Below are 23,892 nucleotides of genomic sequence, written 5' to 3' on the forward strand. Positions count from 1 at the left end.
TCGGCCCACCGGCCGCCCCGGCCGGCCCGGCGGGGCCTGGCCGCACTCGCCGAGTCCGGCGCCCGTGGACGGCGCGCCCGCGGACATGCTTCCGCCGCCCGCCCACCTTCCGCCGCCCGCCCACCTTCCGCCGCTTCGGTCGGCTCGCCCCGGTCGCCCCGGTCGGGCCAGCCCGGCCCGGCTCGGCTCGGCTCACCCCGCCCCCGGTCGGCCCGGCCCACCCCGCCCCGCCCCGTTCGCCTAGCGAGGCCCGCCCCGCCGGGCAGGCGCGGGTCCGCTCGGGCCCTGGCAGAATCGGAGCACCTCCTCTCCGTCCCCGCCGCCCGAAGGGCCTACGGTCCCCATGCCCCCCACGCTCGCCTCGCTCGTGCAGCACTCGGCGCTCAAGCTCACCGTGCGCGCGGGTGAGGACCGGCTCGACATCCCCGTGCGCTGGGCGCATGTGAGTGAGCTCGCCGACCCCGTCCCGTACATGGAGGGCGGCGAGCTGCTCCTCGTCACGGCCATGACCCTCGACGCCGAGGACCCGGCGGCGATGCGCCGCTACGTACGGCGGCTCGCCGGCGCCGGTGTCGTCGGCATCGGGTTCGCCGTCGGCGTGAACTACGACGCGATCCCGCAGGCCCTCCTCGACGCCGCCCGCGAGGAGAACATGCCGCTCCTGGAGGTCCCGCGCCGCACGCCGTTCCTCGCCATCAGCAAGGCCGTGTCGGCGGCGATCGCGGCCGACCAGTACCGCGCGGTCACCGCCGGCTTCGAGGCCCAGCGCGAGCTGACCCGCGCCGCCCTCGCCGAGGGGCCGGACGCGGTCGTGGCCCGGCTCGCCGCCCATGTGGACGGCTGGGCCGCGCTGTACGACGCATCCGGTACCGTCCTCGCCGCCTCGCCCGAATGGGCCGCCCGGCGCGCCGCCCGGCTCACCGCCGACGTGGAGCGGCTGCGGGAGCGCCCCGCGCCCGCGAGCGCCGTCGTCGGCGGGACGGACGACCGGGTCGAGCTCCAGTCCCTGGGCACCGGCCGCCGGGTACGGGGCGCGCTCGCCGTCGGCACCGGCGCCCCGCTGGGTACCGCCGAGCGGTACGCCGTGCACTCCGCGATCGCCCTGCTGACCCTGACCACGGAACGCTCCCGCTCGCTCCAGGCCGCCGAGCAGCGGCTCGGCGCGGCCGTCCTGCGGATGATGCTCTCCGGCCAGCCCGACCACGCCCGTGCCGTGGCCGGTGATCTGTACGGCGGCCTGCTGGACGCCCCGTTCCGGCTGCTGATCGCGGAGAGCGCGGGGGAGAAGGACCCGGCCGCCGAAGCCCCGCTGCCCGCCCTCGCCGAATCGCTTGAGGCGGCCGCCGCCCGGGCCGGGGAGGCCGTCCTGACCGTCCCGGAGGGCGAGGACCGGCTGGTCGTCCTCGCCGGCGACGGCGGCGCGGTCGTCACCGCCTGCGAGATGTACGGCGACAAGGAGGCCGAGGACGCCCACCTGGTCGTCGGCCTGTCGGCGCCCACCGGCCCGATCGCCGCCGCGGCCGCCTACAAGCAGGCCGAGCAGGCCCTGTCGGTGGCCCGCCGCCGCGGCCGCGCCCTCGTCGAGCACGAGGAGCTCGCCTCCGGCTCTGTCCTCCCGCTCCTGGCCGACGACGCCGTCCGCGCCTTCGCCGACGGCATGCTGCGGGCCCTGCGCGAACACGACGCCACCGGCCGCGGCGACCTGGTGGCCTCCCTGCGCGCCTGGCTCTCCCGCCACGGCCAGTGGGACGCGGCCGCCGCCGACCTCGGTGTGCACCGCCACACCCTGCGCTACCGGATGCGCCGGGTGGAGGAGATCCTCGGCCGCTCCCTGGACGACCCGGACGTCCGGATGGAGCTGTGGCTGGCCCTCAAGGCGACCGGCGAGCCACAGCAGCCGGAGCAGCCGAAGTAGCGGCGAGGCGTAGGGCTCGCGTCCGAGCCGGGAGGGAAGTGTCCCGTACCCGAGCCAGGATGCGAACGCCCCGTACTCGAGCCGGCCGGCAAACGTCCCGTACCCGAGCCGGGTGCGAAAGCCCCCGTACCCGAGCCACGATGCGACGGCCCGTACCCCAGCCAGTCGGCAGCGCCTCGTACCCGAGCCGGATGAGCACGCCTCGTACCCGAGCCGCCCGCCACCACCCCCAATCCTGCCCGAGTGCGGGCAGGGCGCTGCCCGAACTCGGGCAAAACTCTTGGCGTTTGAGGTTCCTGATCCCTAACCTCCTGGACATGACACGCCCCGCCGTCGACCCGGCATCCGACACCGAAGGCCCCTCCGACGCACCGCCCGCCCCGACCCGCCGTCGGACGTCCGCGGCGGTCTGGGGCGCCCTCGCCATCGTGTACGTCGTGTGGGGCTCCACGTACCTCGGCATCAGCGTGGTCGTCGAGACGATGCCCGCCTTCCTCTCCGGGGCCGCCCGCTTCGTCACCGCCGGGCTGCTGCTCGCCGGACTGCTCGCCTGGCGCCACGGTCCCGGCGTGCTCAGGGTCGACCGCCGCCAGCTGATCTCCGCCTCCGTCGTCGGTCTCCTCCTCCTGCTCGGCGGCAACGGCCTGGTCGTCCTCGCCGAGACCTCCATACCGTCCGGCCTCACCGCCCTGCTCATCGCCGTCGTGCCCGCCTTGGTCGTGATGCTCAAGGCCGGCGCCGGCGAGCGGCCCGGCGCCGGAGCGCTCTGCGGTGTCCTGCTCGGCCTCGCCGGGCTCGCCGTGCTCACCCTGCCCGGACTCAGCGGAGACGTACGGATCGGCGGCGTGCTGACCGTCGTCGCCGCGAGCACCCTGTGGGCGATCGGCTCGTTCTCCGCCTCGCGGATCCCGATGCCGAAGAACCCCTTCGCCGCCAGCGCCTACGAGATGATCGCGGGCGGCCTCGGCTGCCTCGCCGTCGGTCTCGTCCGCGGCGAGCAGCGCGGACTCGACCTCGCCGCCTTCTCCGCCCGCTCCTGGGTCGCCTGGGGCGGCCTGGTCCTGTTCGGCTCGCTGGTCGCCTTCACCGCGTACGCCTGGCTGCTCCAGACCGCGCCGATCTCCCTCGTCGCCACCTACGCCTACGTCAACCCGGTCGTCGCCGTGGCCCTCGGCGCCCTCGTCCTCCGCGAGGCGCTCAGCTGGCCGATCGTGCTCGGCGGCCTGATCGTCGTGGGCGGCGTCTGTCTCATCGTCTCGACGGAGAGGCGCGGTTGAGACGCGGTTGATCACCGATCCCCTACCCTGAAGGCCATTCGAACAGGTGTATCTGGGGGGGATTTGCATGTCCAACGCCGAAGCGGCGGCGCAGGGGTGGAGACGGCTGCTCGCCATCCTGGTAGGGGTCGCGGTGGTCCTCGGACTCGTCGTCGGCATTCCGTTCGTGTTCCTGGTCAACTCGGGCTACCTGCCGGGCTTCTCCATGACCACGGCCTGGGAGGCTCCGAACGAAGGTGAGAGCGCCGGCCAGGGCGACCGCGTCTGGCTCGCCGACGACACCGTCGTCCGCAGCCGCTTCGACTCCGTCGCCGGCTTCGACGTCCGGTCCGGTGCGAAGCGCTGGGAGTACGTCGTGCCCCGCCGGGCCGAGATATGCGCGGTCAGCGACGGCTCGGGTGATCCGGTCGCCCTGATCGCCTACGGCGAGGCGGGCCGGGAGACCGGGACCGGGGCCGGGACCGGCGAGGGGAGGCCGGGCAAGGGCTGCGCCACCGTCGTCGCGATCGACCTCACCAAGGGCCGCGAGCTGTGGCGTACCGTCCGCACCCCGACGACCGGGAAGGCCGGCCCAGGGGCGGGCATCGTCGTCGCCGGCGGTGGACTCGGCGTGCTCCACACGGCGGCCGCGTCCGCGCCTTCGACCTGAAGACCGGCGCTCCGCGCTGGACGGCCGCCCTACCGAAGGGCTGCGTCCCGGGGCCACGTCGCCGTCTCGCGCAAGCAGGTCGTCGCCGTCCTGGGCTGCGGCACCGAGGCCAAGCTCGCCGCGTTCGACCCGGCCGGCGGGAAGGCGCGCTGGACCGTGCCGGTCGACGCACGGCGCGGCGTGGCCGCGGACGCGAACGTGCGCGTGATGTCCGCCGACCCGGCGGTGGTGAGCGTCGCGGATCAGGACGGCGGCATGCGGGCCACCCTCGCCTTCGGTTCCGACGGCCGTCTCCAGAGCCGGATCGACGACGTCGGCGATCATGGCTCGATCAGCGAAGCGGTCGTCGAGGGCGGACGGCTCTTCACGATCGCCTCGTACGAGGGTGGACAGGGCGGCTCCTGGGAGCGGGTCGTCGCCTTCGACCTCGCGAGCGGCCGTGAGCTGTGGCGGGAGGACGTCGGGAACGGCACCAGCGGCGTCGACGTCCTGAACGTGACGGACGGCCGGGTCACAACCGTGAGAACGGACTGGAAGTACGGGGACACGCTGTACGTCTTCGACGCCGCCACGGGGGACGAGGACGACGACCGGGCCTTCCGCGACCATGTGGTGGGTTACGCCGGCAAGCTCGGGGACGTGCTCACCCACCAGGATCTGGTCGTCGCGGTCCGCGGGAGCGAGGGCGGGGGCCGCCCCTTCTCGGTGTACGAGCGCTGGTGACGGGTTTCCTGTACGAGCCCTGGTGACGGGCCGGGCTCGTACCTCGGGGTCTCGTGCACGAGCCCTGGTGACCGGCCGGGGCTCCTGCCTCGCCAAAGCGGACAGGAGCCCCCGCCCACCACTCCAGGACGGACAAGCGACCCTCCGCCCGCTTCGCCCTAACGTGTCACGTGAGCGATCGCTCGCACCCCGATACGGAAAGGGCCGGGACGCAATGACGACCACCCACGGCTTCTGGCTCGCCGGCCGTCAGGCCACCGGCGAGGCCACCTTCGACGTCACGAACTCCTTCGACGGACGTCTGGTCGGCAAGGTCAGCGTGCCCACCGAGGCTCAGGTCGAGGAGGCCGTGGCCGCCGCCCACGCCGTGGTGGACGAGTTCGCCGCCACCCCCGCCCATGTGCGCGCCGCCGCCCTCGACCACGTGTCGAAGCGGCTCGCCGAGCGCACCGAGGAGATCGCCCAGCTGATCTCCGCCGAGAACGGCAAGCCGATCAAGTGGGCCCGCGGTGAGGTCGGCCGTGCCGTCTCCGTCTTCCGCTTCGCGGCCGAGGAGGCCCGGCGCTTCAACGGCGGCGAGGCCCAGCGCCTCGACACCGAGGCCGGCGGCGTCGGCCGGCTCGCGCTCACCCGCCGTATCCCCAAGGGTGTCGTGCTCGGCATCGCGCCGTTCAACTTCCCGCTGAACCTCAGCGCCCACAAGGTCGCCCCGGCCATCGCCGTCGGCGCCCCGATCATCCTCAAGCCGGCCCCGGCCACCCCCATCTCGTCCCTGATCCTGGGCGAGCTGCTGGCCGAGACCGACCTGCCGGCCGGTTCCTGGTCCGTGCTGACGGTCCCCAACGACCGGATGCCCGCCCTCGTCCAGGACGAGCGCCTCCCCGTCATCTCCTTCACCGGCTCAGACAAGGTCGGCTACGCCATCCAGCAGTCGGTGCCGCACAAGCACTGCACCCTGGAACTCGGCGGCAACGCCGCCGCCGTCGTCCTCGGCGACTGGGCGTCCGAGCAGGACCTGGACTGGGCGGCGACCCGTATCGCCACCTTCTCCAACTACCAGGGCGGTCAGTCCTGCATCTCCGTGCAGCGCGTGATCGCCGACGCCTCGGTCTACGACCGCCTGGTGCCGAAGGTCGTCGCCGCGGTCGAGGCCCAGGTCACCGGCGACCCGGCGGACGACGCCACCGACGTCGGCCCGCTGGTCGACGAGAACGCCGCCAAGCGCGTCGAGGCCTGGGTGGAGGAGGCCGTCGCGGCCGGCGCGACCCTGCTCACCGGCGGCAAGCGCGACGGCGCCACCTACGCCCCGACCGTCCTCGCCGACCTGCCGGCCGACGTCACCCTCGCCCGCGCCGAGGTCTTCGGACCGGTCCTCACGATCGCCAAGGTCGACGGAGAGGCCGAGGCGTTCGCCGCGGTCAACGACTCCGACTTCGGCCTCCAGGCCGGCGTCTTCACCCACGACCTGCAGACCGCCTTCCGCGCCCACCGCGCGCTGGAGGTCGGCGGCGTGATCATCGGCGACGTCCCGTCCTACCGCGCCGACCAGATGCCGTACGGCGGCGCCAAGAAGTCCGGCGTCGGCCGCGAGGGCGTCCGCTACGCCATGGACGACTACACCTACGAGCGGGTGCTGGTTCTCACGGGCCTCGCGCTGTAAAACGTTCGCCCCAGACCGACGGCCGGAGCCCACTGTGCGGGGGCTCCGGCCGTCTTTTTTGCGACGGTGTCGCCGACGACGGGACACCTTGCCTCAGGTGGCGTCGGCGCAGCGCGGCGAGGCCCTTCCTCAGATCGTCGAGGTTCATCACCGGCTCGAACGTGACCTCGGCGCCCATCTCCTGGAACAACGGGTCGGCGATGGCGGCAGCCGCGACCCCCACGGTCCCATCCGTGCTCAGGGGGAATCCGGTGCCCTCTTGCCCCCGCAGCCCGCTGACCCCCCACCGCAACATCTCGTACGCCGAGGCGACGAGACTCCAGCCGTCCGTCCGAGGAAAACCACCCGGACGCATCCCCCGCCGTCATGCCGATCCGATGCGGGCACCGCACAGCGCTGCACCCGTCCGCCGGCCCCGCCCCCGGGGCTCCGGCCGCCTTTCCGTCTTTCCGTACGCTCCGAAATCGGGTACTACGGACGAGTAGCCACGAGCCCCCCAACCGCGGCGAGGTGAGCTGTCATGTCCGCCCCTACTCAGAAGCCCCAGCAGCCCAAAGTCACCGAGCGTGAGGCCCGGCAGGTCGCCGAGGCCGCGCGCGAGCAGGACTGGCGCAAGCCGAGCTTCGCCAAGGAGCTCTTCCTCGGCCGCTTCCGCCTGGACCTCATCCACCCCCACCCGATGCCGTCCGAGGAGGACACACGGCGCGGCGAGCAGTTCCTCGCCAAGCTGCGCGTCTTCTGCGAGACGAAGATCGACGGCGCCCTGATCGAGCGCGAGGCCCGGATCCCCGACGAGACCGTCAACGGCCTCAAGAAGCTCGGGGCGCTCGGTATGAAGATCGACCCCAAGTACGGCGGCCTGGGCCTCACCCAGGTGTACTACAACCGCGCCCTGGCCCTCGTCGGCTCCGCCAGCCCCGCCCTCGGCGCCCTGCTCTCCGCCCATCAGTCGATCGGCGTACCGCAGCCGCTGAAAATTTTCGGCACCCAGGAGCAGAAGGACGCCTTCCTGCCCCGGCTGGCCCGTACCGACATCTCCGCGTTCCTGCTCACCGAGCCCGACGTCGGTTCGGACCCGGCCCGGCTCGCCACCCTCGCCGTGCCCGACGGCGACGACTACGTCCTGGACGGCGTGAAGCTCTGGACCACCAACGGCGTGGTCGCCGACCTCCTCGTCGTGATGGCCCGGGTGCCGAAGTCCGAGGGCCACAAGGGCGGCATCACCGCCTTCGTCGTCGAGGCGAACTCGCCCGGCATCACCGTCGAGCACCGCAACGCCTTCATGGGCCTGCGCGGCCTGGAGAACGGCGTCACCCGCTTCCACCAGGTCCGGGTCCCCGCGGCCAACCGCATCGGCCCCGAGGGCGCCGGCCTCAAGATCGCCCTCACCACCCTCAACACCGGCCGCCTCTCGCTGCCCGCGATGTGCGTCGGCGCCGGGAAGTGGTGCCTGAAGATCGCCCGCGAGTGGTCGGCCGTACGGGAGCAGTGGGGCAAGCCGGTCGCCCGGCACGAAGCCGTCGGCACGAAGATCTCCTTCATCGCCGCCACCACCTTCGCCCTCGAAGCCGTCGTTGACCTCGCCTCCCAGATGGCCGACGAGGACCGCAACGACATCCGCATCGAGGCGGCACTCGCCAAGCTGTACGGCAGCGAGATGGGCTGCCTCATGGCCGACGAACTGGTCCAGATCCGCGGCGGCCGTGGCTACGAGACCGCCGACTCGCTCGCGGCCCGCGGCGAACGTGCCGTCCCCGCCGAGCAGATGCTGCGCGACCTGCGCATCAACCGCATCTTCGAAGGCTCCACGGAGATCATGCACCTGCTGATCGCCCGCGAGGCCGTCGACGCCCACCTCGCCGTCGCCGGCGACATCATCGACCCCGACAAGTCCCTCTCCGACAAGGCGAGGGCGGGCGCCAAGGCCGGCGGCTTCTACGCCCGCTGGCTGCCCAAGCTCGTTGCCGGACCGGGGCAACTGCCCAGCTCGTACGCGGAGTTCGGCCCCCTCGCCACACACCTGCGGTACGTGGAACGGGCCTCCCGCAAGCTCGCCCGCTCCACCTTCTACGCGATGTCCCGCTGGCAGGGCCGGATGGAGACCAAGCAAGCCTTCCTCGGCCGGATCGTCGACATCGGCGCCGAACTCTTCGCGATGAGCGCCGCCTGCGTACGCGCCGAGCACCTGCGCCTCACCGGCGACCACGGCCGGGAGGCCACCCGGCTCGCGGACGTCTTCTGCCGCCAGTCCCGGCTGCGCGTGGAGGAGCTCTTCGGCCGTCTGTGGGCCAACACGGACGACGACGACCGCAAGATCGTGAACGGCGTCCTGGACGGCAGCTACACCTGGCTCGAAGAGGGCATCGTCGACCCGAGCGGCGAAGGCGCCTGGATCGCGGACGCGACCCCCGGCCCCTCCGAACACGAGAACGTCCACCGCACCATCGACTGAGACACGGGTGGCCGTCCCGCCCTGCGGAACGGCCACCCGCCACCCGGACCCGCCACCCGGACCCGCCACCCGCCACCCGGACCCGCCACCCGGACCCGCCACCCGGACCCGTCACCCGGACCCGCCACCCGGCACCTGTCCCGGCACCACGGTCGCGTGGCCGTCCCGCCGCACGGAACGGCCACCCCGCGCCGGCCAGCCGTCACCCGGACCCACCACCCGCCACCCGTCTCCGACCCCACGGCCCCCCTGGCCGTCCCGCCCTGCGGAACGGCCACCCGTCACCCACCGTCCGTCCGGCACCATGGCCCCGTGACCGTCACCCACATCCCCGGCTCCAAGTCCGTCACCGCCCGCGCCCTCTTCCTCGCCGCGGCGGCCGACGGAACCACCACCCTCCTGCGGCCCCTCGTGTCCGACGACACCGAGGGGTTCGCCGAAGGGCTCGGCGCGCTCGGCTACCGGGTCGAGCGGACGGCGGACGCCTGGCACATCGAGGGCCGCCCCCAAGGGCCCGCCGCCGACAGCGCGGACGTCTACTGCCGCGACGGCGCCACCACCGCCCGGTTCCTGCCCACCCTCGCCGCCGCCGGCCACGGCACGTACCGCTTCGACGCCTCCCCGCAGATGCGCCGCCGCCCCCTCGGCCCGCTCACCACCGCGCTGCGCGCCCTCGGCGTCGACCTCGTCCACGAACAGGCCGAGGGCCACCACCCGCTGACCGTCGCCGCGCACGGCATCAAGGGCGGCGATCTCACCCTCGACGCCGGGCAGTCCTCGCAGTACCTCACCGCGCTCCTCATGCTCGGCCCGCTCACCGCCGAGGGCCTGCGGATCACCGTCACCGACCTCGTCTCGGAGCCGTACGTCGAGATCACCCTTGCGATGATGCGCGCCTTCGGGGCGGAGGTGACCCGGGACGGCCGCACCTACACCGTCGCCCCCACCGGCTACCATGCCACCACCTACGCCATCGAGCCCGACGCCTCGACCTCCAGCTACTTCTTCGCCGCCGCCGCCCTCACCGGCACCACCGTCACCGTCCCGGGCCTCGGCACCGGCGCCCTCCAGGGCGACCTCGGCTTCGTCGACGTGCTCCGCAGGATGGGCGCCGATGTGGAGATCGCCGACGGGCGGACCACCGTCCGCGGTACCGGCCGCCTCCACGGGCTCACGGTCAACATGCGGGACATCTCCGACACCATGCCGACCCTCGCCGCCATCGCCCCGTTCGCCGACGGACCCGTCCGGATCGAGGACGTCGCCAACACCCGCGTCAAGGAGTGCGACCGGCTCGACGCCTGCGCCGAGAACCTGCGCCGGCTCGGCATCACCGTCGACACGGGCCCCGACTGGATCGAGATCCACCCCGGCACCCCCGCCCCCGCCGAGATCGCCACCCACGGCGACCACCGCATCGTGATGTCCTTCGCGGTGACCGGCCTGCGCACGCCCGGCATCACCTTCGACGACCCCGGCTGTGTCCGGAAGACGTTCCCCGAGTTCCATCACGTTTTCGAGGAGTTCCGGCACGTCACCGCCTGATCACCCATAATCGGCAGGCGATCGCGATCACCACCGATGGGGGCACGGATGTTCGGCACGGCGAAGCACACGGCGGCGCTCCTTTTGGCGGGGGTGATGCTCACCGCCTGCTCCGGCACACCCGACGGCGGCTCCGACGACAAGCCCGCCGCCTCGCCGACGCCGAAGACGCCCGCCGCGGCCGGCGCCCTCACCGAGGCCCAGCTGAAGTCGGCCGCCTTCACCGACGGCGAGAAGGTCGGGAAGTACACCGCCTCCGAGTACACCCTCGGCGCCCCGCTCAGCGAGAGCTACACCGCCCAGCCCGCGCTCTGCCAGCCCCTGGTCAGCCTCGCCAAGGAGGTCGCCGACCCCGACCCGGCCGCCGAGGTCCAGCGCAAGGTCGACGTCCCCGACGAGATGTTCGGCCTCGAAGTCGCCGTCCAGCTGCGCAGTTACGCCGACGGCGGCGCCGCCACCGTCCTCAAGAACCTCACCGCGGCCGGCAGCGGCTGCGCCGCCGGATTCACCGAGGAACGGGCCGTCGCCCAGGCCAAGTACCTCAAGGTCGAACCCGCCAAGGCACCCGCCCTCGGCGACGAGGCCAAGGCCTTCCGCTTCACGATCCTCGACGTCAAGGGCGAGGTGAAGCTGTACGAATACCTCACCGTGATCCGCTCCGGCTCCACCACGCTCGCCTTCCGCGCGGAGATCACCGACACCAAGGACATCGGCGGCGTCCCCGCCGAGGTCGTCAACGCCCAGTGGCGCAAGTTCCAGGCCCTGGGCACGGTCTGAGCACGACGGGAGGGCCCGCGCTGTCAGGGCCGCGCGCGGATACGGCAAGAATGGGGGGCATGAGCGACAGCCCCTCTCCTCTCGCCGACCCGCATATCGTCTTCGATCCCTCCGAAGGCCGCCGGGACATCGTCGTCCTCGGCTCCACCGGGTCCATCGGCACCCAGGCCATCGACCTGGTCCTGCGCAACCCCGACCGCTTCCGTGTCACCGCGCTCTCCGCCGCCGGCGGACGGGTCGCGCTCCTGGCCGAGCAGGCGCACCGGCTGCGGGTCCGTACGGTCGCGGTGGCCCGTGAGGACATGGCGCCCGCGCTCCGGGACGCGCTCAAGGAGCGGTACGGCTCCGAGCCGCTGCCCGAGATCCTGTCCGGACCGGACGCCGCCACCGAGGTGGCCGCCTCCGAGTGCCACACCGTCCTCAACGGCATCACCGGCTCCATCGGTCTGGCGCCGACCCTCGCCGCCCTGGAGGCGGGCCGCACCCTCGCCCTCGCCAACAAGGAGTCGCTGATCGTCGGCGGCCCGCTGGTCAAGGCCCTGGCCAAGCCCGGCCAGATCATCCCCGTCGACTCCGAGCACGCCGCCCTCTTCCAGGCCCTCGCCGCCGGCACCCGCGCCGACGTCCGCAGGCTCGTCGTCACCGCGTCCGGCGGCCCCTTCCGCGGCCGTACGAAGGCCGAGCTGGCCCATGTCACCCGCGAGGACGCCCTCGCCCACCCCACCTGGGCGATGGGCCCCGTCATCACGGTCAACAGCGCCACCCTGGTCAACAAGGGCCTGGAGGTGATCGAGGCGCACCTCCTCTACGACATTCCCTTCGACCGCATCGAGGTCGTCGTCCACCCCCAGTCCTACGTCCACTCGATGGTGGAGTTCACCGACGGATCGACCCTCGCCCAGGCCACCCCGCCCGACATGCGCGGCCCGATCGCCCTCGGCATCGGCTGGCCCGAGCGGGTCCCCGACGCGGCCCCCGCCTTCGACTGGTCCACCGCCTCCACCTGGGAGTTCTTCCCGCTGGACAACGACGCCTTCCCGTCCGTGGGACTCGCCCGCCACGTCGGGGAGATGGGTGGCACGGCCCCGGCGGTGTTCAATGCGGCGAACGAGGAATGTGTTGCCGCGTTCCTCGACCAGCGGCTGCCGTTCAACGGAATCATGGATACGGTCACCGCAGTCGTCACCGAACACGGCTCACCCGCCCGGGGAACCTCACTGACGGTGGCAGACGTCCTGGAAGCGGAGACCTGGGCCCGGGCCCGGGCCCGTGAACTGGCAGACAAGCTCGACCAGCGGACCGCGGAGGCGCGCGCATGACGATTCTGTTGACGGTCCTCGGCATAGCGCTGTTCGCCGTGGGGCTGCTCTTCTCCATCGCCTGGCACGAGCTCGGCCACCTCTCCACGGCCAAGCTCTTCGGCATCCGGGTGCCCCAGTACATGGTCGGCTTCGGCCCGACGATCTGGTCCCGGCACAAGGGCGAGACGGAGTACGGAATCAAGGCCATCCCGGCCGGCGGCTACATCCGCATGATCGGGATGTTCCCGCCCGGCCCGGACGGCCGGGTCGAGGCCCGCTCCACCTCCCCCTGGCGCGGCATGATCGAGGACGCCCGCGAGGCCTCCTTCGAGGAGCTCAAGCCCGGCGACGAGACGCGGCTCTTCTACACGCGCAAGCCGTGGAAACGCGTCATCGTGATGTTCGCCGGACCGTTCATGAACCTGGTCCTCGCCGTCGCGATCTTCCTCGGCGTGGCGATGACCTTCGGCTTCGCCAAGCAGACCACCGAGGTGGCCGGCGTCCAGAAGTGCGTGATCGCGCAGAGCGAGCGGCGCGAGACCTGCGCCGCCAAGGACGCCGTCTCACCCGGCCAGGCCGCCGGACTCAAGGTCGGCGACAAGATCGTCGCCTTCAACGGCGAGCCGGTCACCACCTGGGGCGACCTCTCCGACCGGATCCGCGCCACCATCGGCCCGGCCACCATCACCGTCCACCGCGACGGCGAGGAGAAGGTCCTCACCGCCAACCTCGCCAAGAACCTGGTGGCCGCCAAGGACTCCGACGGCGAGGTCATCCCGGAGAAGTTCGTCGAGGCCGGCTACCTCGGCTTCGAGGCGAAGACCGTCATCCAGCCGCTCTCCTTCGGCGAGTCCTTCGTGAGGATGGGCGACATGATCGAGAACGGCGTCGACTCGGTTGTCGCCCTCCCCGGCAAGATCCCGGACCTGTGGAGCGCGGCCTTCGGCGACGGCGAGCGCAAGGCCGACTCCCCGGTCGGTGTCGTCGGCGCCGCCCGGATCAGCGGCGAGGTCATGAACCTCGATGTGCCCACGGAGAACATCGTGGCGTCGTTCATGATGCTGCTCGCGATGTTCAACCTCTCGCTGTTCCTGTTCAACATGCTCCCGCTGCTCCCGCTGGACGGCGGCCACATCGCGGGCGCCCTCTGGGAGTCCGTACGCCGCAACGTGGCACGGCTCTTCCGGCGCCCCGACCCGGGGCCGTTCGACGTGGCGAAGCTGATGCCGGTGGCCTACGTGGTGGCGGGGATCTTCATCTGCTTCACCCTGCTCGTACTGGTCGCGGACATCGTCAACCCCGTGAAGATTTCCTGACCGGACCCCACGTCGGAGCAGAAGTACAGCGGCCGGACACCCCGTGGTGTCCGGCCGCTCGCCGTCGGGGCTGTAATCTCGGTAACTGGAGCCCGCCGATCTCGGGACCTCGATCCACACCTTGGGGTTGCACAGCAGATGACCGCGATTTCTCTCGGTATCCCGTCCGTTCCGACGAAGCTCGCCGACCGCCGGGTCAGCCGGAAGATCCACGTCGGCTCGGTCGCCGTGGGCGGTGACGCGCCTGTCTCGGTGCAGTCGATGACGACGACCCGGACCTCGGACATCGGCGCCACGCTCCAGCAGATCGCGGAGCTGACGGCGTCGGGCTGCCAGATCGTACGGGTCGCGTGCCCGACCCAGGACGACGCCGACGCGCTGGCGACGATCGCGCGCAAGTCGCAGATCCCGGTCATCGCGGACATCCACTTCCAGCCGAAGTACGTCTTCGCGGCGATCGACGCCGGCTGCGCGGCGGTGCGGGTGAACCCGGGCAACATCAAGCAGTTCGACGACAAGGTCAAGGAGATCGCCAAGGCTGCGGGCGACGCCGGGACCCCGATCCGGATCGGCGTGAACGCCGGCTCCCTGGACGCGCGGCTGCTGAAGAAGTACGGCAAGGCCACCCCCGAGGCGCTGGTGGAGTCGGCGCTGTGGGAGGCCTCCCTCTTCGAGGAGCACGGCTTCCGCGACATCAAGATCTCGGTCAAGCACAACGACCCGGTGGTGATGGTCAACGCCTACCGTCAGCTGGCGGCGCAGTGCGACTACCCGCTGCACCTGGGCGTCACCGAGGCCGGTCCAGCGTTCCAGGGCACCATCAAGTCGGCCGTCGCCTTCGGCGCGCTGCTGTCCGAGGGCATCGGTGACACGATCCGGGTCTCCCTGTCGGCCCCGCCGGCCGAGGAGATCAAGGTCGGCATCCAGATCCTGGAGTCGCTGAACCTGCGCCAGCGCCGACTGGAGATCGTCTCCTGCCCGTCCTGCGGCCGGGCCCAGGTGGACGTGTACAAGCTGGCCGAGGAAGTGACGGCGGGCCTGGAGGGCATGGAGGTCCCCCTGCGCGTCGCCGTCATGGGCTGCGTCGTCAACGGCCCGGGCGAGGCCCGCGAGGCGGACCTCGGTGTGGCCTCCGGCAACGGCAAGGGTCAGATCTTCGTCAAGGGCGAGGTCATCAAGACCGTGCCGGAGTCGAAGATCGTGGAGACCCTGATCGACGAGGCCATGAAGATCGCCGAGCAGATGGAGAAGGACGGCGTCGCCAGCGGCGAACCGACCGTCGCCGTCGCCGGCTGACCCGTCGCCGTCGCCGGCTGCCCACCTCGCCACCGGCACTTGTCGGCCACCGAAGCCCCGCCCCCAGGGCGGGGCTTCCCGCTGCGGCCGACACTCCCCAGGCACGCCAGGTACAGTGCGGAGATCAGCAGACCGCATGGTGAGGCCCCTCGTGTTGACGCAAGCCCCCACCCGGGTCCTCGAACCCGGCGATCTCGGCGCCGCGCTCGCCGTCCTGGAGAGCGCCCCCGTCGAGAACGCCTTCGTCACGGCCCGCGTCCAGGCCGCCGGGCTCGACCCCTGGCGCCTCGGCGGCGAGATGTGGGGCTGGTACGACCGCGGCCGACTGCACTCGCTCTGCTACTCCGGCGCCAACCTCGTGCCCATCTGCGCCACCCCGGAGGCCGTCCGCGCCTTCGCCGACCGCGCCCGCCGCGTCGGCCGCCGCTGCTCCTCCATCGTCGGCCCCGCCCCGTCCACCTCCCAGCTCTGGCGCCTCCTCGAACCCAGCTGGGGGCCCGCCCGTGACGTACGCCCCCACCAGCCCCTGATGGTCACCGAGCAGCCCTCGGCCGACATCGCCCCCGACCCGCTCGTGCGCCGCATCCGCAAGGACGAGATGGACGTGATCATGCCCGCCTGTGTGGCCATGTTCACCGAGGAGGTCGGCATCTCCCCGATGGCCGGCGACGGCGGACTGCTCTACCAGGCCCGGGTCGCCGAACTCGTCTCCACCGGCCGCTCCTTCGCCCGTATCGAGGACGGCAAGGTCGTCTTCAAGGCCGAGATCGGCGCGGCGACCCCCCAGGCCTGTCAGATCCAGGGCGTCTGGGTCGCCCCCGAACACCGAGGCCGGGGGCTGTCCGAGACCGGCATGGCCGCCGTGCTCCAGTACGCCCTCGCCGACGTCGCCCCCGTCGTCAGCCTCTACGTCAACGACTACAACACCCCCGCCCGGGCCTCCTACCGCCGCGTCGGCTTCCGCGAGGTCGGCGCCTTCATGAGCGTGCTCTTCTGAGGCACTTGTAGGGTTCGCCGCATGAATGACGTCGTGGTCGGACCGGTCAACCTCGCCGCACGGGTGGACGACGCCCTCGCCGTGCAGGCCCTCGCCTTCGGGCTCAGCGAGGACGAGATCGCCGTACGCCGCCATATCGTGCTGCGCCACCTGCTCAACCCCGGCGCGTGTGCGTACGGCGCCACCACCCCCGAGGGCCGCCTCGTCGGGTTCGTCTACGGCATGCCCAACGACCGCACCCACTGGTGGTCCACCGTCGTCGAACCGTACCTGCGCGCCACCGGCACCGAGGACTGGCTCGACGACTCCTTCGTCATCACCGAACTCCACGTCCACCCCGACCACCAGGGCCGCGGAATCGGCCGCGAGCTGATCACCACGATCACCGACGCCGCCGAACAGCCCCGCTCGATCCTCTCCGCCATCGACACCGAGAGCCCCGCCCGGGGCCTGTACCGCGCGCTCGGCTACACGGACCTGGCCCGCCGCGTCCTGTTCCCCAGCGCGCCGAAGCCGTACGCGGTGATGGGCGCGCCGCTCCCGCTACGGCGGCGCTGACGCACCGGCCGGGGGTCCGGGGGTTGCCCCCCGGGGGACACAGTCCCAGCGCGCCGAAGCCGTACGCGGTGATGGGCGCGCCACTGCCCCTTCTGCGCCGGAACTGATTACCGCCCGCGGGCGCCGCCCGGCTAACCTCCTAGCCATCACACTTTTCACCGCAGGAGAGTTCCCCATGGCCCAGGTCCAGCGCATGTCCCGGTTGATGGTCAAGACACTGCGCGACGACCCGGCGGACGCCGAGACGCTCAGCCACAAGCTGCTCGTCCGCGCCGGATACGTCCGCCGCAACGCCGCCGGCATCTGGTCCTGGCTGCCGCTGGGCATGAAGGTCCTGGAGAACGTCTCGCGAGTGGTGCGCGAGGAGATGGACGCGATCGGCGCGCAGGAGGTCCTGCTGCCGGCGCTGCTGCCCAAGGAGCCGTACGAGGCGTCCGGCCGCTGGGAGGAGTACGGCGCCGAGCTGTTCCGCCTGAAGGACCGCAAGGGCGGCGACTACCTCCTCGGCCCGACCCACGAGGAGATCTTCACCCAGCTGGTCAAGGACCAGTGCACGTCCTACAAGGACCTGCCGGTGATCCTCTACCAGATCCAGACCAAGTACCGCGACGAGGCGCGTCCCCGTTCGGGCATCCTGCGCGGCCGTGAGTTCCAGATGAAGGACTCGTACTCCTTCGACACCACCGACGAGGGCCTGGCCGAGTCGTACGCGCTGCACCGCCAGGCGTACATCAAGATCTTCGACCGGCTCGGCCTCAAGCACAAGATCGTCTCCGCGATCTCGGGCGCCATGGGCGGCTCCGCCTCCGAGGAGTTCCTCGCCCCGGCCGCGGCCGGCGAGGACACCTTCGTCTACTGCCCCAACTGCGACTACGCCGCCAACACCGAGGCCGTGACCTTCAAGGCCGAGGCGGTCGACGGCTCGGCGGTCGGCCCGGTCGAGGAGCTGGACACCCCCGACACGCCGACCATCGAGACCCTCGCCGAGCACCTGGGCGTACCGGCCTCCGCCACGCTGAAGAACCTCCTGGTCAAGGTCGACGGCGAGATCGTGGCCGTCGGTGTCCCCGGCGACCGCGAGGTCGACCTCGGCAAGCTGGAGGACCACCTGTCCCCGGCCGTCGTCGAGATGGTCACCGCCGAGGACTTCGAGGGCCGCGAGGACCTGGTCCGCGGCTACGTCGGCCCGCAAGGCCTGGACAAGGTCCGCTACATCGCCGACCCGCGCGTCGCCCCGGGCACCGCGTGGATCACCGGCGCCAACAAGGCCGACAAGCACGCGAGGAACGTCGTCGCGGGCCGTGACTTCGAGGTCGACGACTACTTCGACGTCGTCGTGGTCGAAGAGGGCGACCCGTGTCCGAAGTGCGCCACCGGCCTGAAGCTGGACCGCGCGATCGAGATCGGCCACATCTTCCAGCTCGGCCGGAAGTACGCCGATGCCTTCCAGCTCGACGTGCTCGGCCAGAACGGCAAGCCGGTCCGGGTCACCATGGGCTCGTACGGCGTCGGCGTCTCCCGCGCGGTGGCGGCGCTCGCCGAGCAGCACGCCGACGAGCAGGGCCTGTGCTGGCCCGCCGAGGTCGCCCCGGCCGACGTCCACGTCGTCGCCGCCGGCAAGGCGCTCCAGACCGAGCTGGCGCTCGAGGTCTCCGAGAAGCTGAAGGCCGCGGGGCTGCGCGTGCTGGTCGACGACCGGGCGGGCGTCTCCCCGGGCGTGAAGTTCACCGACGCCGAACTGATCGGCGTCCCGAAGATCCTGGTCGCGGGCCGCCGCTCGGCCGAGGGCGTCCTGGAACTCAAGGACCGCCGCACGGGCGAGCGCGAGGAACTCACGGTCGACGAGGCGATCGCCCGCCTGAGCGCGTAGCCACGCCGCCGCGAAACGCCCGAGGGGCGGTGCCCGCAGGGGCACCGCCCCTCGGCGCGTCCGGACCTGTCGCGCCGGTGGCCGTGGCGCCCGGGCGCGGCCCAGGGCGGCCCGCAGGGGGCTGCCGCGCCAAGATCCCCAGGGCCGGCCGCCGCGGCAGCGACCCTCGCCCATGCCGAGACGTGGGGCATCGCGGCCGGGGGCGTACGGCCCGCGAGGGCCTGCGCCGTCTGGATTCGAGAGCCGGCTGTCGGGGCAGCGACTCCCGCCCGCGCAGAGGCGTGTGGCCTCGCGGTGCCAAGGCAGCCCGCTCGCATCCCAGGGCCGACCGCCGCAGCAGCGACTCCTGCCCGCCCCGAGGCCCGCCTCGCCGCCCGGACGTACCGACCCGTGCCCCGCGGCGCCCTACCTCACGGCTCCTGACGACCCTCCGGGTCGGCCGCTGCGAGTGGTGGCTCCGGGGCCGCAGGGCCGCCCGGTTCGCCGGGGAGGGCTTCCGGGGCCGGGCCCGGTGGGGCCTCTGGGGCCATGGGCGGGAGGTCGCCGTCGCGCAGCAGCGGGGGTGCCGGGGCCGCGGGTGGCTCCGGGAGCGGCGACGCCGGCGCGGTCGGCGGTTGGCCCGCGCGTTCCAGGAACCGCAGCAGTTCCACCGGGATCGGCAGCACCAGCGTGGAGTTCTTCTCCGCCGCCACCGCCATCACTGTCTGCAGCAGCCGCAGCTGGAGCGCCGACGGCGCGTCGGCCATCTGATGCGCCGCCTCCGCCAGCTTCTTCGACGCCTGGAGCTCCGCGTCCGCGTTGATCACCCGCGCCCGGCGCTCCCGGTCCGCCTCCGCCTGGCGGGCCATCGACCGCTTCATCGTCTCCGGCAGCGAGACGTCCTTGATCTCGACCCGGTCGATCTGCACGCCCCACCCGATGGCGGGGGAGTCGAGCATCAGCTCCAGGCCCTGGTTGAGCTTCTCGCGGTTGGACAGCAGATCGTCGAGGTCGCTCTTGCCGATGATCGACCGCAGCGACGTCTGCGCCATCTGCGAGACCGCGAACTTGTAGTCCTCGACCCGGACCAGCGCCTCCGCCGCGTCCACGACCTTGAAGTACACGACCGCGTCGACCCGGACCGTCACGTTGTCCCGCGTGATGCCCTCCTGCGCGGGCACAGGCATCGTGACGATCTGCAGATTCACCTTGTGCAGCCGGTCCACCACCGGAACGATCATGGTGAAGCCGGGCCGGCGTACCTCGCCCATCAGCCGACCGAAACGGAACACCACACCCCGCTCGTACTGCTTCACGACGCGCGCGGCGGCGCCCACATACACGGCAGCGGCTATTCCCACGCCTGCCGCCGCGGACAACAGCTCTTCGACCATCACGGCCCCCTGAGCTCCGAGCCGGGTGTTACCCCTACCGTATGCCCGGTATGGGGTGTTTCTACAGCCAGCCGGCGAACTCCAGCAGAACCTCGCCTTCCTGACGGCGCCCGGCCGCCAGCGCGCGCGTGGCGCTCTCCACCGCGCGGAACAGCGTCCAGCCGCGCAGCCGCTCCGGGTCCAGCTCCAGCGAGTCCGCCAGCCGGTTCACCCGCCGCCGGGCCGCCGACGCGCCCGCCGAGGAGGCGACCAGGTCCTCCACCCGGTCCCGGACCAGCCGCGCCAGGTCGTAGGCCCGCTCGCCCACCAGCGGCTCCGGCCCGACCGCCAGCCACGGCGCGCGGTCCCCTCCGAGGACCTTGCCCTGCCGGAAGCAGCCGTGCAGCAGCAGCGTCTCGGGGGAGTGCGCGAGAAGCTCCTCGCGCGCCGCGAGCGCGGCCGCGACCAGCGAACCGGCCACCGGGTCCGCCGACCACGACGCCATCGCCCCGGCCATCGGCTCCGTACGCCCCGTCACCGACTCGAAGGAGTGGTCCGCCGGCGGCTCCACCCACAGCCGCCGTGCGATCCCCGCCGCCTCAAGGAGCGCCTTCGCCTCCGGGAGCGAACGCAGGGACACCTCCGGGTGCAGCCGTTCGAGCAGCAGCGACCCGTCCCGCAGCGCGGCCAGCAGCCGCACCGCCCCCCACCCGTTCCAGTGGGCCAGCGCGTCGCGCTCCCGCTCGGGCGCGGCGAACGGCGGGGCGATCTTCAGCGCGGCGGGCTCACCCTCCGCCGTACGGACGAGGATCACCAGACTGCTCCGCCCGCCCGGGACCACCGTCCGCTCGGCCTCCACCTCGCCCAGGGAGAGCGACTCCCGGGCGAGGTCGGGCAGCCGCCCGAGCCATTCGGCAGCGGCCGCGTCCCCGTACGTCTCGCCGAGCACACGTGTCAGCCGCTGGGGCGGTTCGAGACCCATACGCGCGTTGTTCCCTTTCACAGCCTGGTCGGAGCCGGACCGGAGCCCGGCTCAGGCGCGCTCGGCGAGCCCAGGAAAGGCTACGCCGCTGCCGCGCCACCGCACGGCCCGCACCGCTGCCTCACGCAGCGCCGCTGCCGCGTCCCGCCGCAGGGGCCCCTCGGCGGCGCGTACGAGATCGGAGTACACCGCCGCGACCCGGTCCTCCAGGACGGCGGCCAGGCGCACCGCGGCGGCCGTGTCCGGCACCGGGAAGGGCAGCGCGTACGCCGCGAGGGCCGCCACCGGCTGCCCGCCCAGGTCCCGTACCGTCCGCCCCAGCGCGTCCCGCCGGGCCCGGTGACCGTCGTACGCCGCGGCCGCCTCCTTGCGGCGCTCCGCGCCGATCCGCCCGCCGACGACGCCGTAGCCGTACACGGCCGCGTGCTCTGCGGCCAGCGCCGCCTGCGCGGCGTCCAGGGCGCTCATGACCGCGCCCCGGTGTCCGTGAGGAGATACGCCTGCGCCGCGCACGACGCCGCGACCGAGGCCAGCAGCCGGGCGTACTCCGGCGGGGCGGAGAGCAGTGCGGCCGAATGGCCGTCGGCCGTCCGGCGGGCGGTCGCGGCGAGCTCCTCCAGCGCGGCGGCCGGATCGGCCGGTACGGGCGCGGTGGCCCCGGCCGGCCGGGTCGAGGGGGTGGGGGAGGCGGCCGGGCCGTCGGCGCCCAGCGCCTGCCGGTGCGCCGCCGCCGACGCGCGTAGCGGGGCCAGCCGGGCGGCCAGGGACGGATGCGCCCGGGTCACCGCGTCGTAACGTTCCATCAGCGCCGTGGCGCTCGCGGTCGCCCGGCGGCGCAGTGCCGCCTCCGCGCGGGCGGCGCGCTCGGCCGCGGACCTGCTCCGCCGCCCGCCCGGGCCGTCGGACGTACAGCCCGCCAGCAGTCCGGACGCCGCGGCGGCGCCCGTCGCCAGCAGCGCGCGCCGGCGTGTCGTCCCCGTGCGCCCCACGCGTCTCTCCTTCGGACCTCGGGAAGATCTTGGCGAAGATCACCGCAGGCGAGCGTACCTGCGGCTCGGTCGGAGGTGGACGGCAACACCCCTCGGGACCGGATACCCTTTGATCTGACACGCGACGATCCCACAACAGCACACGCGGCCGAGGAGTCACCCGGATGAGCACCACCCAGAGCGACAGGCTGCGCGGGCTGCTGGAGCCGCTCGTCAGTGCGATGGACCTGGATCTGGAAGAGATCGAGGTGTCCCGGGCCGGCCGGCGTCGTGTGCTGAGGATCGTCGTCGACTCCGACGAGGGCGTCGAGCTGGACGCATGCGCCGAGCTGAGCCGCGTGATCTCCCAGAAGCTGGACGAGACCGACGCGATGGGCGACGAGGAGTACGTCCTCGAAGTCAGCTCCCCGGGCGCCGACCGCCCGCTCACCGAGCACCGCCACTACGTACGCGCCACCGGCCGGCTGGCCAGGTTCCAGCTGCAGGCGGGTGAAGAGCTCGTGGCCAGGATCCTCACCGTCGACGACGAGGGAATCGATCTCGAAGTGCCCGGCGTGAAGGGGCGCAGGCCCACCGCCCGGCGGATCGAGTTCCCCGAGATCGCCAAGGCGCGTGTCGAGATCGAGTTCAACCGCAAGGACAAGAAGGAAGAGGAGGCGTAGCCGTGGACATCGACGTGAAGCTCCTGAGGGGCTTGGCACAAGAGAAGGAGATCCCCTTCGACCTGCTGGTCGAGGCGATCGAGTCGGCCCTCCTCATCGCGTACCACCGCACGGAGGGCGCGCGCCGTCACGCCCGTGCCGTACTGGACCGGCAGACCGGCCATGTCACGGTGTGGGCCAAGGAGGACGCCGCCGACCTCGAAGAGGGCCAGGAGCCCAAGGAGTTCGACGACACGCCGTCGGACTTCGGCCGGATCGCCGCCAGCACCGCCCGCCAGGTCATCCAGCAGCGGCTGCGGGACGCCGAGAACGACGTCACCTTCGGCGAGTACGCCCGCCGTGAGGGCGACATCGTGGCCGGTCAGGTGCAGCAGGGCAAGGACCCCAAGAACGTCCTGGTCCGCCTCGACGACAAGCTCGAAGCGATCCTGCCGGTGCAGGAGCAGGTGCCGGGCGAGGAGTACACGCACGGTCTGCGGCTGCGTACGTACGTCGTCCGGGTCGCCAAAGGTGTCCGCGGTCCGTCCGTCACCCTTTCGCGCACCCACCCCAATCTGGTGAAGAAGCTCTTCGCGCTCGAGGTGCCGGAGATCGCCGACGGCAGTGTCGAGATCGCCGCCATCGCGCGCGAGGCCGGACACCGCACCAAGATCGCGGTGCGGGCCACCCGTGCGGGTCTCAACCCCAAGGGCGCCTGCATCGGCCCGATGGGCAGCCGTGTGCGTAATGTCATGGCCGAGCTGCACGGCGAGAAGATCGACATCGTGGACTGGTCCGACGACCCGGCCGAGATGGTCGCCAACGCCCTCTCCCCGGCCCGGGTCTCCAAGGTGGAGGTCGTCGACCTGTCGACGCGCTCCGCCCGGGTGACCGTGCCCGACTACCAGCTGTCGCTGGCCATCGGCAAGGAGGGCCAGAACGCCCGCCTCGCCGCGCGCCTCACCGGCTGGCGCATCGACATCCGCCCCGACACCGAGCAGCCCGCCGGGCAGGACGCCGAGCGGGACTGAGACGTGGCTCCGGCCGGGCGGACCGCCCGGCCGGGGGCGCGGGAATAGATCCCGGGGTGGTCACGTTGTGCCACCACAGGATCACGTGATCTTTTTGAGCCATCATCTGTTCGATTTTTACCCCAAAGGGGTGAGGTCGGTACGGGGAGGTAGACTTAAGCGTGTCTGGCCGGACGCATGCCCGCGCATGCCCTGAGCGAACCTGTGTGGGATGCCGGGAGCGAGCGGCCAAGCGCGATCTGCTGCGCATCGTGGCGATCGAGGGCATATGTGCCCCCGATCCTCGCGGTACGCTGCCCGGCCGGGGTGCGTACCTGCACCCCGCATCGGTCTGTCTCGACCTGGCGGTCCGCCGCCGCGCGTTCCCGAGGGCCTTCAAGGTCCCGGGCCCGCTCGACACCGCGGAACTGCGGCAGGTCCTCGAGACGGCAGCACGGTAGGAAAGAACGGCACGGAACACCCCGTGCGGTCAGGTACCTCGCGAGTTGGAAGTAGGTCGAGATTGCGATGAGCACTCGATGAGTACGCGATGAGTACGCCCATGAAGTAGCGACGGTCCGG

At 72.3% G+C, this 23,892-nt stretch carries 21 protein-coding genes and 1 pseudogene; 18 read left to right on the forward strand and 4 right to left on the reverse strand.

The annotated features are described in order from the left end of the window. Positions 1 to 343 precede the first annotated feature (343 nt). The 15 genes and pseudogenes from IEZ01_RS24775 to IEZ01_RS24840 all read left to right on the forward strand — a co-directional run bounded on the left by IEZ01_RS24775 (position 344) and on the right by IEZ01_RS24840 (position 18,336). Positions 344 to 1,915: a PucR family transcriptional regulator gene (locus IEZ01_RS24775; RefSeq protein WP_019889838.1), complete on the forward strand. Its 1,572-nt coding sequence runs from the start codon at positions 344 to 346 to the stop codon at positions 1,913 to 1,915. Between the two features lie 317 nt (positions 1,916 to 2,232). Further along, positions 2,233 to 3,192 (forward strand): EamA family transporter, encoded by a 960-nt coding sequence (locus IEZ01_RS24780; protein WP_189203845.1) that lies wholly within the window; start codon positions 2,233 to 2,235, stop codon positions 3,190 to 3,192. A 67-nt stretch (positions 3,193 to 3,259) separates the two neighbouring features. Beyond that, entirely contained in the window at positions 3,260 to 3,841 is a 582-nt protein-coding gene (locus tag IEZ01_RS24785; RefSeq protein WP_189203847.1) for a hypothetical protein, read from the forward strand. 51 nt (positions 3,842 to 3,892) lie between these two features. Then, positions 3,893 to 4,060 (forward strand): annotated as a pseudogene (locus IEZ01_RS36270) (hypothetical protein); the annotation flags it as partial. Positions 4,061 to 4,096: 36 nt separating this feature from the next. Then, a complete protein-coding gene (locus IEZ01_RS24790) occupies positions 4,097 to 4,564 on the forward strand; it encodes an outer membrane protein assembly factor BamB family protein (protein WP_386384644.1) in 468 nt (155 codons plus the stop codon). Positions 4,565 to 4,778: 214 nt separating this feature from the next. Continuing rightward, positions 4,779 to 6,224: an aldehyde dehydrogenase family protein gene (locus IEZ01_RS24795; protein WP_189203851.1), complete on the forward strand. Its 1,446-nt coding sequence runs from the start codon at positions 4,779 to 4,781 to the stop codon at positions 6,222 to 6,224. Between the two features lie 520 nt (positions 6,225 to 6,744). Further along, positions 6,745 to 8,676 carry an acyl-CoA dehydrogenase family protein gene (locus IEZ01_RS24800; protein WP_019889842.1) on the forward strand — a complete coding sequence of 644 codons (1,932 nt, stop codon included), beginning with the start codon at positions 6,745 to 6,747 and terminating at the stop codon, positions 8,674 to 8,676. 312 nt (positions 8,677 to 8,988) lie between these two features. Further along, complete coding sequence (gene aroA / locus IEZ01_RS24805) at positions 8,989 to 10,221, forward strand: 3-phosphoshikimate 1-carboxyvinyltransferase (RefSeq protein WP_019889843.1); 1,233 nt, start codon at positions 8,989 to 8,991, stop codon at positions 10,219 to 10,221. A 48-nt stretch (positions 10,222 to 10,269) separates the two neighbouring features. After that, the gene (locus IEZ01_RS24810) at positions 10,270 to 10,998 is read left to right on the forward strand and encodes a hypothetical protein (RefSeq protein WP_019889844.1); all 729 of its coding nucleotides are present in this window, start codon (positions 10,270 to 10,272) and stop codon (positions 10,996 to 10,998) included. Positions 10,999 to 11,057: 59 nt separating this feature from the next. Further along, positions 11,058 to 12,317: a 1-deoxy-D-xylulose-5-phosphate reductoisomerase gene (dxr, locus tag IEZ01_RS24815; protein WP_019889845.1), complete on the forward strand. Its 1,260-nt coding sequence runs from the start codon at positions 11,058 to 11,060 to the stop codon at positions 12,315 to 12,317. Then, a complete protein-coding gene (locus IEZ01_RS24820) occupies positions 12,314 to 13,615 on the forward strand; it encodes a M50 family metallopeptidase (RefSeq protein WP_019889846.1) in 1,302 nt (433 codons plus the stop codon). The genes dxr and IEZ01_RS24820 overlap by 4 nt, the downstream gene beginning before the upstream one ends. 138 nt (positions 13,616 to 13,753) lie before the next feature. Beyond that, entirely contained in the window at positions 13,754 to 14,911 is a 1,158-nt protein-coding gene (ispG, locus tag IEZ01_RS24825; RefSeq protein WP_019889847.1) for a flavodoxin-dependent (E)-4-hydroxy-3-methylbut-2-enyl-diphosphate synthase, read from the forward strand. Between the two features lie 136 nt (positions 14,912 to 15,047). Next, on the forward strand, positions 15,048 to 15,908 hold the full coding sequence (locus IEZ01_RS24830; protein ID WP_189203853.1) for a GNAT family N-acetyltransferase: 861 nt from the start codon (positions 15,048 to 15,050) through the stop codon (positions 15,906 to 15,908). A gap of 21 nt (positions 15,909 to 15,929) precedes the next feature. After that, positions 15,930 to 16,466: a GNAT family N-acetyltransferase gene (locus tag IEZ01_RS24835; RefSeq protein WP_019889850.1), complete on the forward strand. Its 537-nt coding sequence runs from the start codon at positions 15,930 to 15,932 to the stop codon at positions 16,464 to 16,466. A gap of 175 nt (positions 16,467 to 16,641) precedes the next feature. Then, positions 16,642 to 18,336 carry a proline--tRNA ligase gene (locus IEZ01_RS24840; protein WP_019889851.1) on the forward strand — a complete coding sequence of 565 codons (1,695 nt, stop codon included), beginning with the start codon at positions 16,642 to 16,644 and terminating at the stop codon, positions 18,334 to 18,336. Positions 18,337 to 18,746: 410 nt separating this feature from the next. On the opposite strand, the gene IEZ01_RS24845 is transcribed toward IEZ01_RS24840, so the two are convergent. The 4 genes from IEZ01_RS24845 to IEZ01_RS24860 all read right to left on the reverse strand — a co-directional run bounded on the left by IEZ01_RS24845 (position 18,747) and on the right by IEZ01_RS24860 (position 21,659). Beyond that, entirely contained in the window at positions 18,747 to 19,709 is a 963-nt protein-coding gene (locus IEZ01_RS24845; RefSeq protein ID WP_189203855.1) for a slipin family protein, read from the reverse strand. A 61-nt stretch (positions 19,710 to 19,770) separates the two neighbouring features. Further along, positions 19,771 to 20,670, reverse strand: a complete 900-nt coding sequence (locus IEZ01_RS24850; protein ID WP_189203857.1) for an aminoglycoside phosphotransferase family protein — start codon at positions 20,668 to 20,670, stop codon at positions 19,771 to 19,773. A gap of 51 nt (positions 20,671 to 20,721) precedes the next feature. Beyond that, complete coding sequence (locus IEZ01_RS24855; protein ID WP_019889854.1) at positions 20,722 to 21,138, reverse strand: ferritin-like domain-containing protein; 417 nt, start codon at positions 21,136 to 21,138, stop codon at positions 20,722 to 20,724. Then, positions 21,135 to 21,659 carry a hypothetical protein gene (locus tag IEZ01_RS24860; protein WP_019889855.1) on the reverse strand — a complete coding sequence of 175 codons (525 nt, stop codon included), beginning with the start codon at positions 21,657 to 21,659 and terminating at the stop codon, positions 21,135 to 21,137. The genes IEZ01_RS24855 and IEZ01_RS24860 overlap by 4 nt, the downstream gene beginning before the upstream one ends. Positions 21,660 to 21,823: 164 nt before the next feature. Here IEZ01_RS24860 and rimP point away from each other — a divergent pair, with 164 nt between their 5' ends. From rimP to IEZ01_RS24875, 3 genes are all read left to right on the forward strand, one after another. Continuing rightward, a complete protein-coding gene (gene rimP / locus IEZ01_RS24865) occupies positions 21,824 to 22,321 on the forward strand; it encodes a ribosome maturation factor RimP (protein WP_189203859.1) in 498 nt (165 codons plus the stop codon). A 2-nt stretch (positions 22,322 to 22,323) separates the two neighbouring features. Next, positions 22,324 to 23,331, forward strand: coding sequence for a transcription termination factor NusA (nusA, locus tag IEZ01_RS24870; RefSeq protein ID WP_019889858.1), 1,008 nt, complete (start codon positions 22,324 to 22,326; stop codon positions 23,329 to 23,331). Positions 23,332 to 23,492: 161 nt separating this feature from the next. Continuing rightward, the gene (locus IEZ01_RS24875; RefSeq protein ID WP_040875203.1) at positions 23,493 to 23,771 is read left to right on the forward strand and encodes a YlxR family protein; all 279 of its coding nucleotides are present in this window, start codon (positions 23,493 to 23,495) and stop codon (positions 23,769 to 23,771) included. Positions 23,772 to 23,892: the final 121 nt, after the last annotated feature.

The organism is Streptomyces purpureus, assembly GCF_014648195.1.
Lineage (GTDB): Bacteria > Actinomycetota > Actinomycetes > Streptomycetales > Streptomycetaceae > Streptomyces > Streptomyces purpureus.